This window comes from Mucilaginibacter sp. (genome assembly GCF_039207105.1).
GTDB lineage: Bacteria > Bacteroidota > Bacteroidia > Sphingobacteriales > Sphingobacteriaceae > Mucilaginibacter.
The window spans coordinates 45,740-63,597 of record NZ_JBCECK010000008.1; the positions used below are offsets into that span (position 1 = coordinate 45,740).

Annotated in this window: 15 protein-coding genes; 12 read left to right on the forward strand and 3 right to left on the reverse strand. The window is 41.4% G+C overall.

Annotation, left to right across the window (positions count from 1 at the left end; genetic code table 11):
• The first annotated feature begins 54 nt into the window (after positions 1–54).
• From AAGC65_RS03070 to AAGC65_RS03085, 4 genes are all read left to right on the forward strand, one after another.
• On the forward strand, positions 55–1,713 hold the full coding sequence (locus tag AAGC65_RS03070; protein ID WP_343110936.1) for an alpha-L-fucosidase: 1,659 nt from the start codon (positions 55–57) through the stop codon (positions 1,711–1,713).
• Between the two features lie 116 nt (positions 1,714–1,829).
• Positions 1,830–2,306 carry a DUF417 family protein gene (locus tag AAGC65_RS03075; RefSeq protein WP_343110937.1) on the forward strand — a complete coding sequence of 159 codons (477 nt, stop codon included), beginning with the start codon at positions 1,830–1,832 and terminating at the stop codon, positions 2,304–2,306.
• A 283-nt stretch (positions 2,307–2,589) separates the two neighbouring features.
• The gene (locus AAGC65_RS03080; protein ID WP_343110938.1) at positions 2,590–3,885 is read left to right on the forward strand and encodes an amylo-alpha-1,6-glucosidase; all 1,296 of its coding nucleotides are present in this window, start codon (positions 2,590–2,592) and stop codon (positions 3,883–3,885) included.
• A gap of 205 nt (positions 3,886–4,090) precedes the next feature.
• Positions 4,091–4,402 carry a hypothetical protein gene (locus AAGC65_RS03085; RefSeq protein ID WP_343110939.1) on the forward strand — a complete coding sequence of 104 codons (312 nt, stop codon included), beginning with the start codon at positions 4,091–4,093 and terminating at the stop codon, positions 4,400–4,402.
• Positions 4,403–4,415: 13 nt separating this feature from the next.
• Here AAGC65_RS03085 and AAGC65_RS03090 read toward each other — a convergent pair whose 3' ends face one another.
• Together AAGC65_RS03090 and AAGC65_RS03095 are read right to left on the reverse strand one after the other, a co-directional pair.
• A complete protein-coding gene (locus tag AAGC65_RS03090; protein WP_343110940.1) occupies positions 4,416–4,886 on the reverse strand; it encodes a hypothetical protein in 471 nt (156 codons plus the stop codon).
• Between the two features lie 8 nt (positions 4,887–4,894).
• Positions 4,895–8,011: an AsmA family protein gene (locus AAGC65_RS03095; protein WP_343110941.1), complete on the reverse strand. Its 3,117-nt coding sequence runs from the start codon at positions 8,009–8,011 to the stop codon at positions 4,895–4,897.
• Positions 8,012–8,231: 220 nt separating this feature from the next.
• Here AAGC65_RS03095 and AAGC65_RS03100 point away from each other — a divergent pair, with 220 nt between their 5' ends.
• A complete protein-coding gene (locus AAGC65_RS03100; RefSeq protein ID WP_343110942.1) occupies positions 8,232–8,960 on the forward strand; it encodes a DUF4397 domain-containing protein in 729 nt (242 codons plus the stop codon).
• A gap of 78 nt (positions 8,961–9,038) precedes the next feature.
• Here the strand turns inward: AAGC65_RS03100 and AAGC65_RS03105 are convergent, their stop codons facing one another.
• Complete coding sequence (locus AAGC65_RS03105; RefSeq protein ID WP_343110943.1) at positions 9,039–11,246, reverse strand: alpha-N-acetylglucosaminidase TIM-barrel domain-containing protein; 2,208 nt, start codon at positions 11,244–11,246, stop codon at positions 9,039–9,041.
• 193 nt (positions 11,247–11,439) lie between these two features.
• Here AAGC65_RS03105 and AAGC65_RS03110 point away from each other — a divergent pair, with 193 nt between their 5' ends.
• The 7 genes from AAGC65_RS03110 to AAGC65_RS03140 all read left to right on the forward strand — a co-directional run bounded on the left by AAGC65_RS03110 (position 11,440) and on the right by AAGC65_RS03140 (position 17,809).
• A complete protein-coding gene (locus tag AAGC65_RS03110) occupies positions 11,440–12,657 on the forward strand; it encodes a multidrug effflux MFS transporter (RefSeq protein WP_343110944.1) in 1,218 nt (405 codons plus the stop codon).
• A gap of 186 nt (positions 12,658–12,843) precedes the next feature.
• The gene (locus AAGC65_RS03115; protein ID WP_343110945.1) at positions 12,844–13,875 is read left to right on the forward strand and encodes a histidine kinase; all 1,032 of its coding nucleotides are present in this window, start codon (positions 12,844–12,846) and stop codon (positions 13,873–13,875) included.
• On the forward strand, positions 13,856–14,617 hold the full coding sequence (locus tag AAGC65_RS03120; protein WP_343110946.1) for a LytTR family DNA-binding domain-containing protein: 762 nt from the start codon (positions 13,856–13,858) through the stop codon (positions 14,615–14,617). The genes AAGC65_RS03115 and AAGC65_RS03120 overlap by 20 nt, the downstream gene beginning before the upstream one ends.
• A 258-nt stretch (positions 14,618–14,875) precedes the next feature.
• Positions 14,876–15,673, forward strand: a complete 798-nt coding sequence (locus AAGC65_RS03125) for a DUF1223 domain-containing protein (RefSeq protein WP_343110947.1) — start codon at positions 14,876–14,878, stop codon at positions 15,671–15,673.
• 21 nt (positions 15,674–15,694) lie between these two features.
• On the forward strand, positions 15,695–15,880 hold the full coding sequence (locus tag AAGC65_RS03130; RefSeq protein ID WP_343110948.1) for a hypothetical protein: 186 nt from the start codon (positions 15,695–15,697) through the stop codon (positions 15,878–15,880).
• Positions 15,881–15,929: 49 nt separating this feature from the next.
• Positions 15,930–16,433, forward strand: coding sequence for a hypothetical protein (locus AAGC65_RS03135; protein ID WP_343110949.1), 504 nt, complete (start codon positions 15,930–15,932; stop codon positions 16,431–16,433).
• Between the two features lie 92 nt (positions 16,434–16,525).
• Positions 16,526–17,809, forward strand: a complete 1,284-nt coding sequence (locus AAGC65_RS03140; RefSeq protein ID WP_343110950.1) for an epoxide hydrolase family protein — start codon at positions 16,526–16,528, stop codon at positions 17,807–17,809.
• Positions 17,810–17,858: the final 49 nt, after the last annotated feature.

Consider the following 17,858-nt stretch of genomic DNA (forward strand, 5'->3'; position numbering starts at 1 on the left):
TACCCTTATCCACCCTGCCGGATAACCTTTTACCAATTAAAAACATACCACCTCATGAAACGAAGATCAGTGATCAAAGGCTTGGCCGCCGCATTACCTGCATTTTGGATGCACAAAACTTTTGGAGCCCTTAATTTACCACCCAGTAATCGACCTCGTATTGCCGATGGCCCCTTTAAGCCTGATTGGCCATCATTGGCTCAGTACCAGGTTCCTGATTGGTTTCGCGATGCCAAGTTTGGCATATGGGCGCATTGGGGACCGCAGTGCCAAGCTGAGCGGGGCGACTGGTATGCCCGTGGCATGTACCAGGAAGGTTCTGATCAGTATAAATACCATATCCAGAAATATGGTCACCCCTCAAAATTTGGCTTTAAGGATGTGATCAATGAATGGAAAGCCGAAAAGTGGGATCCAAATGAGTTAGTTGGCTTATATAAAAAGGCCGGAGCCAAATACTTTATGGCCCTGGCCAATCATCATGATAATTTTGATTTGTATGATAGCAAATATCAAAGCTGGAACTCTACCAAACTTGGCCCAAAGAAAGACCTTGTAGGCGGATGGGCTAAGGCTGCTAAGGAGCATGCTATTCCTTTTGGGGTTACCGTACATGCCTCGCACCCCTGGACATGGTATGAGGTAGCACAACGCTCAGATAAATCCGGCCCTTATGCCGGTATACCCTACGATGGTAACATAACCAAAGCCGATGGCGCTGGTAAATGGTGGGATGGCTATGATCCACAAGAACTATATGCACAAAACCACCCCCTGAGCCAGGATAGTCTTGACGATAAGAGCATGAACCGCCACTGGGATTGGGGCAATGGCGCGAGTGTACCCAATACTGCCTATACCGAAAAGTTTTTAAACCGCACCATTGAACTGATTGATAAGTATGAACCCGAACTCATATATTTTGATGATAGTGTACTTCCCCTTTGGCCTGTAAGTGATGCAGGACTAAAAATTGCTGCTCACATGTACAATACCAGTATTAAAAAACATGGCAAACTACACGCGGCCCTGTTTGCTAAGGTATTGGATGAAGAACAACGTAAATGTATGATATGGGATATTGAACGCGGCCAAAGCAACCAGATTGAGCCCCTCCCCTGGCAAACCGATACATGCATTGGCGCCTGGCACTATGACCGCCGTATTTATGATAATAAAAAGTACAAAAGCGCCAAAACAGTGATACATACCCTTGCCGATGTGGTAAGTAAAAATGGCAACTTGCTGCTTAACATTCCCGTACGGGGAGATGGCACTATTGACAGCCAGGAACGTGCCGTTGTGGAAGAAGTTGCCGCATGGATGCATACTTACAGTGAATCCATTTATGGTACCCGCCCCTGGAAAATATTTGGAGAAGGTCCGGCAATGGAATCGGCAGCTCCTATTAATGCGCAGGGATTTAATGAAGGCAAGGGTAAACCTTTTACGGCCGATGACATCCGTTTTACTACCAAAGGCAAAACACTTTATGCCATTGCAATGGGCTGGCCCGGGGAAAAAGGCAGCCTGATTAAATCGCTCGCAAGCTCATCGCCACAACTGGCCGGGCAAAAAATAAGCTCAGTATCCTTACTGGGATCGCATAATAAATTAAACTGGCAGCAAACCAATGAAGGACTTAAAATTGAAACGCCTACACAACAACCTGAAAACAATGCAATAGTATATAAAATTGAAGGAGTAGTATAATTAATTTAGAAAAGCCGAAACAAGCCTATCCATTTACAAATAAAAAAATAGAAACATTTTGTAAGGAACTGTTTGATGGTACGACCAATCAGTAAAAACTATCAAAAACTATAAAAATGAAACTATTAAAATTTGCCAAATGGCTCGACGAAAAAAACGCAGGCTTCATCATATCAAGCTTTGGTATTGCTTTGATCTTATTATGGATAGGCTTGTTTAAATTTACCCCTACAGAAGCTAATGGAATAGCCGGCCTGGTACAAAACAGCCCGCTTATGAGCTGGATGTATAAAATTTTCAGTATCGAAACTACATCGCGCATTGTTGGTGTTACTGAGATCGTAGCCGCGCTGGCTATTCTGGCGGGTAATTTTTCACCTAAAATTGGCGTTTGGGGCAGTATACTATGTATTGTTATTTTTTTTGTAACCAGTACATTTTTCCTTACAACACCGGGTAGTATAGCACAGGTAGACGGGGTTTGGGCCCCATCCGGAACGGGCTCCTTCCTGATCAAAGATATCAGTATTCTTGGTGCATCAATATTCTTATTAGGATATTTTTCCAAAAGAGTAATTGCTACCAATTATTAATTCACTCTGTAAACCGGAGGTATTATTTATACACTTCCGGTTTACAGAGTTTTTATTTTAGAGATATTTTACTCCTAAAAAACCATAATTTTATTTACTTTAAGGCTCTAAATCTTAAACCAAGTTATACCATGAACAAACCGGCTTTCAATCAAATTAAAACCAATCCTTTATTTAAAATATTTATGTGTCTGGTGGTTATTTTATTAGTAATCAAATTAGGTTCTGCGGGTTATAATTTTGGCCATTGGCTAAAAGGGAGATAGATAACTGCTTCCCGTTTATGAAAAAAAGCCTTATTACTATTATTTTAATGGCTTGCTGTTGTTTAAAAACGATAGCTCAACAAAGTCATGGATTAGCCGCACAAATACTTGCTGATAAAGATCTGGATACAGTTTATACGAAAGCTACTCAACTTTTAAGCAAAGGTTTTAACGCGGGCGACGGTTATCCACAAGTATGGATACGCGATCTCAATACATTTATTGAAACATCATGCAAGGTTTACAGCCGCGATACCATCCGTAAAAATTTGCTTACTTTTCTGAGGCTGCAACAGCCCAATGGCGAAATTGTAGATGGATACGTACTAAAAGGGCACGTAACTTGGAATGACCCTAATATATACACCGCTGAATACGCCCCTAACCATGTAGGCTTCAAAAATACCGTAGAAACCGACCAGGAAACATCATTGATCCAGGCTATTGCCAAGTACATCCATATCACCGGCGACAAATCAATTTTACAGGAAAGCATAGGCGGCAAAACAGCATTACAACGACTGGAAATAGCCATTGCTTATTTACTCAAAGACCGCTATTCGGCCAAATACCGCTTGATAACCGGGGCTACCACACAGGATTGGGGCGATGTGCAGATAGAGGGTGGCGCAGTTGTTGACATTGACAAAAATACCCATTGGGCTATCGATATATACGATAACGCCATGCTGGTAATCGCGCTAAACGACATGGCCGGCTTTTACAACACTCAAAAAGATCAGCAAAAATGGAAGCAGCTAAAAGCTACTACGGTCAGCTCCATCAGGAAATATCTTTGGGATGCCAAAAATCATAAATTCATTCCACATATATACCTGGATAAATCGCCTTTTCCTTCCAATTTTGATGAAAACAAGATTTACTTTCATGGAGGCACTGCAATAGCCATTGAAGCAGGTATCCTTTCAAAAAAAGAGATAGCGCTGGTTAACCAGGATATGTTACGTAATGTAAAACTATCTGGCTCCCCATCCATCGGATTAACACTTTACCCGGTTTACCCTGAGAATATTTATAAAAATTCCAAATCGTCAAAACCCTATATTTACCAAAATGGCGGCGACTGGACCTGGTTTGGTGCCCGAATGGTGCAACAACTCATCAGATATGGTTTTGTTAAGGAGGCTTACCAGGAATTGCAGCCCATGATCAGAAGGACTATTCAAGACAATGGTTTTTATGAATGGTACAGCGTTGATGGTAAACCAAATGGATCGGCAGCATTTAAAGGTTCGGCCGGTGTTTTAGCTAAAGCTATTGATGAATTAAAAAGCTGGGCAAAAAATAATTGATGGGTTAGATCCAAAATCCCTTCTTAAAACATATTAATGAGGCTGTAATCAGGCATGCATAGTGTACTGAATTTAAATTTTAGGCAAGAACAAACAAGCTCAATTTTAATAGATAAATCACTCTAAACCAACTATCCACAAAGCTTGATTTTGAAGTAAACATATTGTAATTTTAAGTATTGTTTATTCAGCTTAAAATAAACACATGAAACCAGTTATAACCCGTATATGGCATGGCACAACCAGGGTTGAACATGCCGACATTTATCTGGATTATCTGAATAAAAGCGGTATTCCTGATTATCAAAACATTGCAGGCAATTTATCGGTAGAGGTATGGCGAAAAACGGAGGGTGATATCTGCCATTTCTGGACCGTTACCAAATGGGACTCTTTCGACAGTATTAAAAACTTCGCCGGTAAACAATACGAAAAAGCACGCTATTACCCTGAGGATAAAGATTATTTACTGGATTTTGAAGAACACGTGGAACACTACGAAACTTTTGAGTATTAGTATGATATTCGCATCATTCTACTCTTTTATAAATACAATGTTTATTGAATACAATTGATTGCTTGCCTTTAACATTTATAAATTTAGTCGGTTCAAGCACATGAAGCCTGGTATCATTTAGCTCGATGATATCAAGATTTGGTATATCAATTCTTATAGTATCATTCTCACTTATTTGAAAGTTGGAAATAAAAGCTATAGTTGCTGATGACCTTTTAGGATTTCTATAAAAGATATACTTACCGGTTAACGTTCCCCCGACATCATCATCCTCCCATTCTCGTGTAAAATCAGTTGAATTTTTAAAATCATAGACTTCTGTAACTCCTGCCTTCTCAAATTTCATATCAGGGATCGATACACTATCTAACTTCCATTTTCCAATAAGTTTTTCTTTCAAGTCACCACTGCTATCTATCGATTTGCATGAAGCTAATATTAATACAGCTAATCCGAACAAATAAGTCTTGGTTAAAACCTTCATACCCTTTCTTATTGATCTTCCGTTGTTTCCTTCAGTTCATCTTCTTTCTTGGCTTTACCCATTTTTATTTTAGGGTTTTCCTGGGTGCCGGTGATAGTCATCGGGATACCAAAAATACCAAATGGCGGTAAGCCCAGCCTGAATTGCAGGTTCAGTTTACCATCAAGGCCAACCTGCCCCTCAAACCTTGGCCTGAAACCTGCCATGCGCATTTTGGTTCGCTCAATGGTCATGATGTTGTTGGCAATGGTGCTTTTGATATCCACCTTGCTTACATCACCTTTGGCCAGACTATCGTGCCCTGTTTGCTTACCTACCGCGCTGAACAGTTTAAAGCCATAAAGCTTTACTTTCTTTACCGAAAGCACCCCTCCTCCCTTTATTGATGGATAAATAGGTTTCATATCGCCATTCAACTTACCATTTAACTGATAATCAAGCGATACCACTCCCTGTACGTGCGCCGCAGATGAGGCCATGTCATGAAACATTTTCACCTCTTTATAAGCGCGCTGAATATCAAACTCTTTCGCATCAATATGGTAATCAAAATAGGCTTGTTGCGGGCTAACGCTGCCATAGGTCGCATCCATAACAACGGGTGCACCTATCAGGCTAAAGTCGGTTTGTTTCAGTACAATTTGCCCTTTGTTAATGCTCATTTGCCCTTTGGCATCGCTAATGTCCAAGCCCATGTATTTTACCTTTTTAACATCGGCGGTAAAGTTCAGGTCGAGGTTAGCAGGCACTAATATTACTCCGGTAGATGGCGTTGGCCTGGCCGAAGCGGGTGTACCAGCAAAGGCCATAAAATCATCGGCTATAATAAGGCCGCTGCTTAGGTTAAACTCCCCTTTCAAAGGCGAATTCGGTTTAAGCGCGTAATCAATTACGTTAGATAATGCGCCGTTCAACACAAATACAGATTTACCGTAATTGGCCTGAAACTGATCAAACTTCATTTTATCCTGGTTAAAGCTAAACAGGCCGGTTTTGATCATAAATGGTTTTGGGAACAGTTCTGATGTCAGCGCGATATTTTTCACCTTCATGGTACCTGAATTGGCCAGCATATCATACCTGCCCGCGGTAGCATCGCTTTGTTTGCCTTTTAGTGAAAAATTTGTGCTGATGAACCCGTTCACATCATAACCTTTAAAGGCAAACACTTTGTAAATTTTGCCAATATCTAAACGGCCTCGAGAAGCTATCCGGTAATCCAGATCATCAAAGTTCTTCAGATCAGCCTTGAGCATAAAGGGTTGACCTTCAAATTTAAATGATACCGGTTTAATATTTACTTTAAGCCCTTTTAATGAACCTGTATTATTGGTAATGTCTGCACTCACCTGAATATCCTGCAGCGGGTGCGGATAGTATTTTGTTTGGATATAACCATCTTTTAATTCAAGCAGCGCCTTGGTTACAGGAAATATTCTTTTAGCCGGGATATAACGGCCTTTGGTTTGTATGTCGGCGTTCAGGTCGCCGCGGATATCCATGCTGCTATCGGCAGGCATAAATTGTTTAATATCGGCCAGGTGGAATTTGGCTTTTATACCTGCGTCAATCAGCGCACCGGCGGTATTGCTTACTTTTAAATAACCCTTTACATAGTTATTAAGCGCAAGCATGTTTAGGTTATTAACCTGCATGGTAGCGTGAGCTATATCATGATCGGGGCAGCTGGCATTCAAATCAAAGCTCAGGCTTTTAATAGCTTCGGGCAAACTGGCGTATTTAATATAGCCATTTGTGAATGATGACTTCAGCGTAAACTTAGGTATACTGGTGATCACCGTATCCGTTTTCGGCCTTAGCCCACCTGTTCTTTTTATACCCTTGGCATATTTACCATCGGCCAGCAGGTGTAATGTATAGCGTCCTTTTAAATCTACTGCTTTTATACCAAAAGCTCGGTTCCATTTTTCCAAGTCAACCTCGGTATTGATCTTGGCAAAAACCTGCGGCTCTTTTATTCCCTTTACCTTGATTACCGAGCCAAAATAATCTTTACCTATATTAAAGTATACAGAGTCGATGTTCAAGGTCAGGCTGTCAGGGTTCAGGCCGGGCAATTTAGCATCCATGTTGATAAACAGGTTTTTCACCGGTTGAGGGGTGTTTTTATTAGCCACATAACCGTCACGAACCTTCATGCTGAAACTCAGATCGGGCATGATGTTTTTAGAGGCGATGTATTTACCTGTAAGCGCCAATTGAATATTGCCATTACCATTAATATCGGTATCATCTACATATTTGGCATACTCAGCTGGCAGGGCGGTAAAAATATCACTCAGGTCGTTTTGGTCAGATGTTACCCTGAACTCCATATCGTACCCTTCTTTCAGGAACTCAAACCGGCCCTTGAACTTAACCGGCAGCTGATTGATGAGCAGATCGTTTTTCTGAAAGGCAAATGCCAATGATTTGGTGTTGATGCTGGTCAGCAGATCGGCATTTACTTTTTTGTGCAGCACATATGCTTTGTTGCCATAATAAAAATCAACCGAGGTTGATTGCACGTGGCTGTACAGGTCAAAAACATCCTTGCTCAAATCGCCGCTGCCTTTATAATTAAAATCGCGCGCGTTGATGAGCATTGGCATCGAACGGTCATTATAGGTCAGGCGACTATTTTCCACCAATATTTGTTCAATACCCAATGAGGCGCTACTGGTATCGGCCGCATTGGTCGGTTTGGCATCTTTTGATTTGTATACGTTATAGTTAGCCTTGCCGCTGCTATCTACCTGGATATTGATCACCGCCTGGCTCAGGTATATTTTATTGATGTTGATCTTACTTTTAAATACCGATGATAAGTCGATTGCCAAAGACACCTCTTTGGCCGCCACCAGGGTGTCATTTTGAAAAGGCGCGCTGCCGTTTAACGAAAAATCACTCAACGTAAGCGTAAGCGCCGGAAACCTTTTAAAGAAGGATAAGCGTGTGCTGGTAAAATTGAGCTTACCATTGATACTGCCGCCTGCCCATTGTTTTATTTTATTAGTTACCGTTTGCGGAAACAGGTACGGTAATAAAAACATCAGCAATAATAAACTAACAATAGTAATACCGCTTATTTTAAGCGTTTTAAATATGATTTTTTTGATGGGCACCGGCATAAAAATAATTGCTGATAAAGGCGCATGAAGATAGCTATAAAACCCAAATGCAGCAGATGAAATTATTATTACGCTTTGTTCAAGAATGATTTAACCAGGGCCTATGCCGATACCACTTTCTTTACTTTTCAGATAAAATTTTACATACTTTGTATCATATGGCCTTAGTGCATACGTAAAGATTTATAAATACACTATTACCATTAATTGATTTATGAAATACATTTTACAAAATTTCAAAAAGAGAGCAGGCATAGTCGGGATGATGTGTTTGCTTAGTGGGCTACTGTCATCATGCCTAAAAGATAATAAAGACAACAATTATGTTGATGAGCAGGTAGCCCTGATTTCAGTGATCAACGCGTCACCGGATGTGCAGCCGGTAAATTTCTTTTTAGATCAAAACAAGGGTAATCGGGAGCCTATTAGCTATGGCCGCGGAATTGATTATATTAATGCCTTTCCCGGCAAAAGGGTCGCTACCTTTTCGCTGGCCGGGTCAAGCTCTGCAAAGGTTAAGTCGGACACCATTAACCTTACTGTCAACAAGTTTTATAGTATTTATTTGACCAATGTGGCCAGCACACCAGACATTGTGTTATTTGCAGATTCTCTTGTTCGCCCCGATGCAGGTAAAGCTACTATTCGCCTGGTAAATGTTAGTCCTGATGCAGGAGCTGTTGACCTTGCCGTTAAAAGCAGTCCAACTACGCTGGCAAGCGGTAAAGCTTACAAAACCGCCTCGCCCTTTATTCCGGTACAGGGCAATAGCACTTATACACTGGAGATTCGCAAAGCCGGTACCGCTACCGTTTTGGTAACTTTAAACGATGTAAAAGTAAACAGCGGCTCTGTTTATACCGTATGGCTGCAGGGGCTTGCATCAGCTACCGATCAGAAAAAGCTTGATGCCCATGTGCAAACCAACGCTTATTATTATTAATAAGTTTAAAACAAAACAACAAAGGCCGTCTGATAATCAGGTGGCCTTTATTGTTTTATAACATTAATATTAATTATCTTAATAGCTATTTACCGATTCAACAGCCAGCTGTACCGGATCGGCACTGGGTTTACTATCAAGCACCAGATCACGCTGAATCCAGTTCTCTTCCCAATTATCGGTAGCCATATTTTTTTGTTTTGATACCGGCGAATAAAGGTTTTTCATTCTTGGTATATAATACGTATCGATCAGTCCACTCCAGGTTCTGGCTGAGTAATCATTAACTGTACCGCCCCAGGTGGTGATAATGCGCTTGGCATCCCTGGCATAATATTGCTTTTCTGCCGGAGTATCTCCCCATGACTTAGCCATATCTATCCAGGTTTTCAATTGATGATTAGGATGCGAACGTAATAACTGGTCGGATATACCCATCAAATGGTAAGCTTTATTCAATTCTTTATCATTTACTTTAGATTTATTGGCGAGGGCTACTGTAATAATGGTATCTGCCCTTAAACTCAAATATTGTGAAGCCAGCTCCATAGCATCATTCCTGTATAGTTCAGAACCCTTAAGTTGCCCGGCACAAGCTAAAAATTGCTTAACCCCTGCAAAAAAACGTTCATTAGTATTAACAGAACCTGCCTCGTCTCCTTTAGCATTTTGCTGATACCTGAACCTCGGGTGCGGCTCAAATGTGCCATAACATGATTGCTGAAAATTATTAAAAGCCTGCTCCATTTCCGGTGGATAGCCGCCATAACGCTGTTTGCAATAAGCAGCAATCCAGGTTTTCAGGTCGATCTTTTTATCGGTATAACCTATATCTGATAACAGCTCGTAAATGATCTCGTTGTTTTCTATACCCTCTGGGGCGAAACCAAAACCTGTTAAATTGCCTTTGTGCTCATAATTCAAAGCGGTTTCAGGCGCTTCGGCATAGGTTTTTAAAATACCGTTCCAGGGAGTTTTGCCTCCCATATTTGGAATAAACGAATAGATCCAGGCTTTGTTAAAAAAACCTTTATAAGTTTTCCAAGATGGATCGATTTTCCAGGAATCGAGATTGTACTCATTGGCCAGGTCTAAAAACATTACCTTATCGTCAGGTACCTTTTCTACAAGTTTACCCAAGCGTTCCGCAGTCCAGAACAGTTTGCCGTCGCGGCCTTTTTGATACGGGAATGTCCAGCCCTGCATTACCCATACCGCATCAGGATTGGCATCCTTAATGGATCGGTATACCACATTGCCATAAGCCGACAACTGGCTTAACTGCTGCTCTTCGCTTGGCGCTGGCGGCACATCCATTTCGTTAAAACTATCGGCCAAGTAGTATGTGGCTTTTCCAAACTCTTTTTCCCATTCCTGAACGTACATGGTTCCTATTTTGGCGAATAATTGGTTATCGGGCATCAAAATATGGGCCCGGTATTTGGTCAGTTTTTCAAAGCCTCCCCATATTACATCATTCACTTTAGCATCGGGATATACTTTTTTGATAGCACTGGGTACAAAGCCTGCGAATGCCGGGATGATAGGCTGCATACCCAATTCGTGCATACGATCAAGCACCTGATGGGTTAGCCTGATCTGTTTGGTATAATATGAAGCCGGCACAGGCGCATCCCAGCCGGTAATATTACCCATTCTGTTCCAGGGGTGATAAGCCGGGCCCGTAAAGAAAGCCGCTATATCAGCATCCTGAAGTCCTAATTTCTTAAACACCCTGAATATGATGGCCTCATAAGCGCCATTGATGAGTGGCATATCCATACCATGCAGGCTCATCCAATCAAGCTCTTGCTGCCATCGGTCAAAACCCCAGTAAGGCGTTGTATAGCCATGTGTAACCACGTTCATGTAGTAATGAAAGTGGTATGGTGATGTTACTCTTTTCTTTTGAGCAGCCAGCCACGGGGTTTGGATATGCACGTTTTTTCCGCTCCAGCAAACCATGCCCTGGTTGGTAGTTCGCAAGTAATCATAAAATCCTTTGCAAACCGCCGCTGTAGAATTCCCCTTTACTGTTAATTCCCCATTTGCGGCTGCATATTCATAAACAGGATTACCATTTACCGAACTGATCATATATATATGAATACCTATGGCTACTTCTTTACCAAAGGTTCTTTCTATCACATTGCGTGACGATTTCACCACATCGTTTTTAGGGGGTGTGTTTTGCCCATATAACATTTGCGGTACCATAGCTAAAAGGCAGGCTACACCAATTTTACTTAAACGTTTGGTTAGCTGATCGGCAGCAGAAATTTTCATAAAGTAAATCTTGTCAAAATTAAAATAAGAGATCATTAAGGTATGTTAAGAAATGGTTGCGAAAGGTATAACATTTTATAAAATCCTGAAAACAGGTAAGTTCTTAATATTTATTAAGAAACGTCTTGTTTTCTCATGATAGTTTTGAATCGGCAATCAAATAGTCTAAAACCATACTATCCGATTTAAAACTATGAAAACATTAGTTATCGAAAACAAAAAAAACGTTAACACCTGGGTAATCGTTATTGTACTTGGGTTACTTACCGCGCTTGCACCAATGTCGATAGATATGTATTTGCCGGCGTTTCCGGATATTGCCCGCAACCTGCATACAGAAATATCAAAGGTTACCTTGTCGCTTTCGGTATTTTTTGTTGGTGTATCAGCAGGGCAGCTCATTTACGGGCCATTGCTTGAACGTTTTGGCCGGAAGCGGCCGCTATATGTCGGTCTGATCATATATGCCCTTGCGGCAGTGGCTTGCGCGGCTTCAACATCGGTAGAGATTTTGATCGCTGCCCGCTTATTTATGGCACTTGGCGGATGCGTAGGAATGGTAGCTACCCGCGCCATTGTCAGGGATCTTTTTCCTATCGAGAAAAACGCTCAGATATTTTCCATGATGATGCTGGTAACATCCGTTTCGCCTATCATTGCACCTACCGCAGGCGGCTTTATCGCAGCTACCTTTGGTTGGCGATACATTTTTGTGGTGGTTATGATATTAGCACTGATTGTGCTGGCAGGCATTTATTACCTGATACCTGAAAGTCATGAACCTGATTCCTCAATTTCGCTGCAGCCTAAATCTATTTTAAATGGCTTTGCTGCTGTTTTAGACAACCGCCAATTCCTTTTCTACGCTTTGGCCGGTTCATTGTGCTCTATAGGCCTTTTTAGTTACATCTCCAGCGCGCCTTCCATATTCCTCAACCATTTTCATATGGAACAAAAGCGGTTTGGCTGGATCATCGGTTCGGTATCTGTAGGGGTAGTTTTGGCAAGCCAGATCAATAACCTGGCATTAAAATACTTTAAAATGCACCAGGTTGCTCTTACTGCCGCTGCCGTGCAGTTATTGATAGGAATATGTTTTGTAGCCGCCTGTATGTCCGGCTTAAATAGCATTACCGCTACTATCAGTTTTATTTTTGCCTTATTAGCTTGCCTGGGCTTTATATCACCCAATACTACCAGCCTGGCTATGGCTCCTATGGATAAAGATGCCGGTGATGCTTCGGCCCTGATCGGATCTATGCAGATGTTTGTCGGAGCTGCTTCATCGGCCGTTATAAGCGCCCTATCCGATAAATCTGTCTTGACTATGGCTATCGTAATGGCGTCCGGTGCAGGATTAGTATTGCTTTTACTGTTATCGGTACGCAAATTTTTAACTGTGGTTGGTTAAATAAGCCAACCGCAATTAAAATTTTGCTAAACATTGCAGATGTCCGGTTCACCCTCTTAATTGTCCGGTTCACCTAACTTTTATGCCGCGCATATTTATATTTTGGATAGCTTAGCGCTAAATCGCCAAAGTGTGGGGCGTTAACCCAAGCCCTAATTAAAGACTTTGGTGTTTTTCAGAAATATTATGCAAAGTTCAGACAATTATAAAATACAACGTATATCACCGGCTATCATTTGGTCGAGCTCCATTTTAATGGGGGTGTTAGCATCGGTACCTAAAATAGCGGAGCATCACTTTAATACCGCCGAGGCATTGGTTAATTCGGCCATCACATCTTTATTTGCCCTGTTTGTTTGGTATTATAACATCTATACCATGCCGGCGTATACTCCCCGCGATAAAGTCAAAGGCTTTTCCATATTCCGGCTTTTGATCAGTTTGCTCATTGGCCTGGGAGTGATGTTTGTTCTGGCTTATGCGCAGCAGCTGCTGCTTTCACATATGGATTTTGGGCCAACCATGCTCATGGTTGAGGTTCGCGGTATATTGATCAATCTTACCTTCTACATGTTTCTGCATTTAGTGTACCAGGGTTACCAAAACCAACAGGTAGGCATTGAATTAGAGCGTTCCAAGGCCGATAATCTGGGTGCGCAGTATGAAATGCTTAAGCAACAGGTTAACCCGCATTTTTTATTCAATAACATGAATACCCTGAAGGCTATGGTTGAAACCAATGATAAGCATACCATTGAGTTTATACTTAAGCTATCTGATTTTTACCGCTTTACATTAGAGAGCCGCAAACATGATCTTATCCATTTATCAGAAGAGATGGAGATATTATCTGCCTATATGTTTTTACTAAAGGCACGGTTTGAGGATGGAATAAATTTGGTAAATACCGTTGATGAAAAGTTTTATAACTCACTAATCCCCCCTTTCACTATACAATTGCTCATTGAAAATTGCATTAAACATAATGTGGTATCGCTTGACCGCCCATTGCAGATCAGAATTTACACCGAGGGTGACAAAATAATTGTCGAAAATCCTATACAGCTTAAAAAAACACAGGAAATATCTACCAAAGTAGGACTTGAAAATATCAATCTTCGCTATATTCACCTTTTGAACGAGAAAGTGGATATTGAGAGCGACGATAAATTATTTAAAGTAAAACTTCCTGTAATACATGAACATTATAATCATTGAAGATGAGATAAAAGCCTCCAAATCATTAGCGGCCATGATAACCGAAATTAAGCCTGAATCTAAAATTCTTGCTCAGATTCAAAGCATAGAAGGCGCGGTAAGCTACTTTTCTGAAAATCCACAACCCGACCTGTTATTCATGGATGTTCAACTGGCAGATGGCTTATGTTTTGAGATCTTCAAGGAGGTTAAAATTACAGCTCCAGTTATTTTTTGCACCGCTTTTGATGAGTATTCATTGGAAGCCTTTAAAGCTAACGGCATAGATTATGTAGTTAAACCCATTTCAAAAGACAACATTGTTGCAGCCTTTAAAAAGGTAGATGAATTTAAAAATTTCTTTCAGCAAAGTCTTGTACCCAATATCAGCGGCCTGCTTTCCAAACTTAGTAACCCCGAAGGTAAAAAAAGCTTTTTGGTTACCAAGAGCCATAAATACCTTACGGTATCTACCGAGAACATCGCTTTTTTTTACATAAGGAATGAAACTACTACCATTGTAACTTTTGATGAACAGGAGTACGCGATTGCGCAATCAATGGATCATGTGCATAGCTTACTTGCCCCCAACCAGTTTTTCAGGGTAAACAGGCAGTACCTGGTAAACTTTACCGCCGTAAAAGAAACGGAACGATATTTCGCCCGCAAATTATACGTAAAACTGGTTATACCAACGCCCGATAAATTATTGATCAACAAGGAAAAGATACACGATTTCCTGGGCTGGCTTGAAAACCGATAGACCGTAACCCAACAACTTCTTCCCACTTATTTAATCCTGATATATTATTGCCCATACTGCAATAATATATCAGGATTTTTTGTGTCGGCTAATCACTGATCATTCCTGTTTACCATAAAATTTCAAATATCATTATTCCTAAAATTATTCGGGGCGTGGATTGTCTAACTCAGCCCTGATTGTGTCTGACTGGGCCATATTTAGCTAACGCCCGCCTCGTATTTGGGGTAGTTTTGAGTAACAAAAAAGAAAAAATTTATGAAAACTATCAAAATATTAGGAATAGCAACTGCCTTCATCGCCGCTTCATTTTCACTTGCCGCTTTTATTGGTCTTGATAAAACATCGGTTGAAAAAGCAACTGCCAAAGTGGAAGGAAAAGGCTTCGCGGTAGTAGAATTGTTCACCTCCGAAGGTTGCTCAAGCTGCCCTCCTGCCGATGAGTTACTGGCCAAAATACAAAAAGAAGCACAAGGTAAAGACGTTTATTTACTGGCTTACCATGTTGATTACTGGAACCGCCAGGGCTGGAAAGATGTTTTCAGCAGCGCCGATTTTTCAAACAGGCAAATTCAGTACGGACGCATATTAGGGGCACAAGTATACACACCACAGGCTATTGTAAATGGTAAAGCCGAATTCGTAGGATCTGATGAACCGGCACTCCGCAGAGCTATCTCTGATGGATTAACCACCCAAGCCAATACAACCCTTACACTCCAGGCCAGCCAGGATGGCGACAAGCTTAAAGTAAAATATCAAGCTACTGGTGCTATAAAAGGTAACAGCCTGGTACTCGCTTTAGTGCAAAAGTCGGCTCAAAGCCAGGTAGAACGTGGTGAAAACGCCGGACGCACATTATCACATGTACAAATAGTTCGCAAACTGCAAAGTGATCCGCTTACTACCGGAACAGCAACAAACACCATCTCCTTGCCAAAAGGCTTCAACGCTCAAAGCTGGGAAGTATTAGGTCTGGTACAAAACCAAACCAGCGGCGAAATTTTAGCAGCAGCCAAAGCAGGCTTCAATGCCAATTCAACTACAACCAAATAACATCCACAAAATCAACAGATCATGAACATATTCAGCAATTACAAACAGGGCAGATTAATTATCGGACTGGCATCCCTGCTGTCCATGTCACTACTCACAAGCGCTCCTTTTGAAAGCAATCCACAAAACTGTGAACTGGTCAGTGTTATCAAAAAGAATAAGGATGGGGATTTAGCAGAAGAGGATAATAATCTTCCTAAAGACTAAAACAGCAGCATATTAATTACCAGAAGTATTTATCAATCAGTAAATCGTTATGAAAAATTTAAGCAGCTATAAAACAGCTAACCGTACATCAATAATGAGATCATTGCTCTTAATCGCGATAGCATCATTTACTGCTGTTGCAGTTCAGGCACAAACCGCAACATCAATCAAATGGGCGGATAACAATATCAAAACATTAAACTGTACAGAAGATGCTGTATCACTAAAATTATCCGTAAAAGCTGGCTGGCATATCAATTCACTTCACGTTGGTAATTTTGCGCCCGCTAAAGTCCCTTTTGAACTTATACCATTCAATTCTTACTCCACAAAAGGCCCTGTTATTGAATCGGCTCCGGGTATCAATTCCAAAATTGATACCGGCGTATACTCAAAAAGTGATACCGTTTTTAAATCAGCAACCACATGGCAGGCTCCAAAAGCTACCAATGTACTTGATAAATTGAGTTATATACCCTGGGCTAACAAAATACCAGCCCATCCGGATGCTGAGTTCATGATCTCCTCAAATAATAAACCGCTCAAATTTTAAACGGAGGAATCACCTTTAACAAATTCATATCAATAACCCTTAAACAGCTATCAACAATAGCTCCATTAACCTTACAATTAACATAAAAAACAATGAAAACGAACACAAAATCCTTCGCAGGTAAAATCATCGCCGGAGCTCTTCTCCTGCTTACTATTCCCGGTTTTGCGCAAACTACTACTGCTGCCAAAGACACCGCTCAGATACGTCCATTTCATGTAAATGTGCCCGAAGCAGCACTTACCGATCTGCGCCAGCGCATTCAGGCCACCAGATGGCCCGCTAAAGAAACAGTAATCGACCGCACACAAGGTGTAAACCTTGACCAGATACAAACCCTTGTAAAATATTGGGGTACAGATTATGACTGGCGTAAAGCTGAAGTTAAACTGAATGCCCTCCCACAGTTTATAACCAAAATTGATGGCTTAGATATTCACTTTATACATGTGCGTTCCAAAAATCCAAACGCGCTGCCTATTATCATCACCCACGGCTGGCCGGGTTCTGTTTTTGAGCTTTTAAAGATCATTGGCCCGCTTACCGATCCGGAAGCTTATGGCGGCAAGGCATCTGACGCGTTTGATGTGGTGATACCTTCTATGCCGGGCTACGGTTTTTCTGAACAACCTAAAACTACCGGTTGGGGTCCTGACCGCATTGGCAAGGCCTGGGATGTATTGATGAAACGATTAGGTTATAACCACTACGTTGCACAAGGCGGCGACTGGGGTTCGGTAATAGCTGATGCTATGGGCCGTCAAAAACTAACCGGCTTATTAGGTATCCACGTAAATATGCCTGCTACTGTACCTCCCAATATTGCTAAAGTATTGCAAAGCGGCGGTCCTGAGCCAGCCGGTTTAACAGCTAAAGAAAAAGCAGCCTTTAAATCCATGAACTATTTATATACTAAAGGTGGTGGTTATGCCGGCATCATGGTAACCCGCCCGCAAACTATAGGTTATAGCTTAACTGATTCACCTGTTGGCCTGGCTTCCTTTTTCCTGGATAAGTTTAACGATTGGACCTACAGCGGCGGGAATGCCCAAAAGGTATTAACAAAAGATGAGATACTGGACGATATCACCCTTTACTGGTTAACCAATACAGGTGCATCATCAGCACAGCTTTACTGGGAAAATAACACCAACAATTTTAATGTTGTTGAACAGCGCACACGTGAAATAACTGTTCCGGTTGCTGTAAGTGTGTTCCCTGGTGAGATTTATCAGGCACCAAAAACCTGGGCCGAGAAAGCTTACCCTCACCTGATCTATTTTCATGAAGCAAACAATGGCGGCCACTTTGCCCAATGGGAGCAACCACAAATTTTTGCCGAAGAACTGCGCGCTGCTTTCAAAACATTACGCTAATTAAGGCAACAGGATGGCGTGTATTATGCAGGCCATCCTTGTTAAATCA

What these genes read in the sequence shown, in the direction of transcription:
- AAGC65_RS03070 (WP_343110936.1), top strand. Translation starts at nt 55, where the DNA reads ATGAAACGAAGATCAGTGATCAAAGGCTTGGCCGCCGCATTACCTGCA.
- AAGC65_RS03075 (WP_343110937.1), top strand. Translation starts at nt 1,830, where the DNA reads ATGAAACTATTAAAATTTGCCAAATGGCTCGACGAAAAAAACGCAGGC.
- AAGC65_RS03080 (WP_343110938.1), top strand. Translation starts at nt 2,590, where the DNA reads ATGAAAAAAAGCCTTATTACTATTATTTTAATGGCTTGCTGTTGTTTA.
- AAGC65_RS03085 (WP_343110939.1), top strand. Translation starts at nt 4,091, where the DNA reads ATGAAACCAGTTATAACCCGTATATGGCATGGCACAACCAGGGTTGAA.
- AAGC65_RS03090 (WP_343110940.1), bottom strand. Translation starts at nt 4,886, where the DNA reads ATGAAGGTTTTAACCAAGACTTATTTGTTCGGATTAGCTGTATTAATA.
- AAGC65_RS03100 (WP_343110942.1), top strand. Translation starts at nt 8,232, where the DNA reads ATGAAATACATTTTACAAAATTTCAAAAAGAGAGCAGGCATAGTCGGG.
- AAGC65_RS03105 (WP_343110943.1), bottom strand. Translation starts at nt 11,246, where the DNA reads ATGAAAATTTCTGCTGCCGATCAGCTAACCAAACGTTTAAGTAAAATT.
- AAGC65_RS03110 (WP_343110944.1), top strand. Translation starts at nt 11,440, where the DNA reads ATGAAAACATTAGTTATCGAAAACAAAAAAAACGTTAACACCTGGGTA.
- AAGC65_RS03115 (WP_343110945.1), top strand. Translation starts at nt 12,844, where the DNA reads ATGCAAAGTTCAGACAATTATAAAATACAACGTATATCACCGGCTATC.
- AAGC65_RS03120 (WP_343110946.1), top strand. Translation starts at nt 13,856, where the DNA reads ATGAACATTATAATCATTGAAGATGAGATAAAAGCCTCCAAATCATTA.
- AAGC65_RS03125 (WP_343110947.1), top strand. Translation starts at nt 14,876, where the DNA reads ATGAAAACTATCAAAATATTAGGAATAGCAACTGCCTTCATCGCCGCT.
- AAGC65_RS03130 (WP_343110948.1), top strand. Translation starts at nt 15,695, where the DNA reads ATGAACATATTCAGCAATTACAAACAGGGCAGATTAATTATCGGACTG.
- AAGC65_RS03135 (WP_343110949.1), top strand. Translation starts at nt 15,930, where the DNA reads ATGAAAAATTTAAGCAGCTATAAAACAGCTAACCGTACATCAATAATG.
- AAGC65_RS03140 (WP_343110950.1), top strand. Translation starts at nt 16,526, where the DNA reads ATGAAAACGAACACAAAATCCTTCGCAGGTAAAATCATCGCCGGAGCT.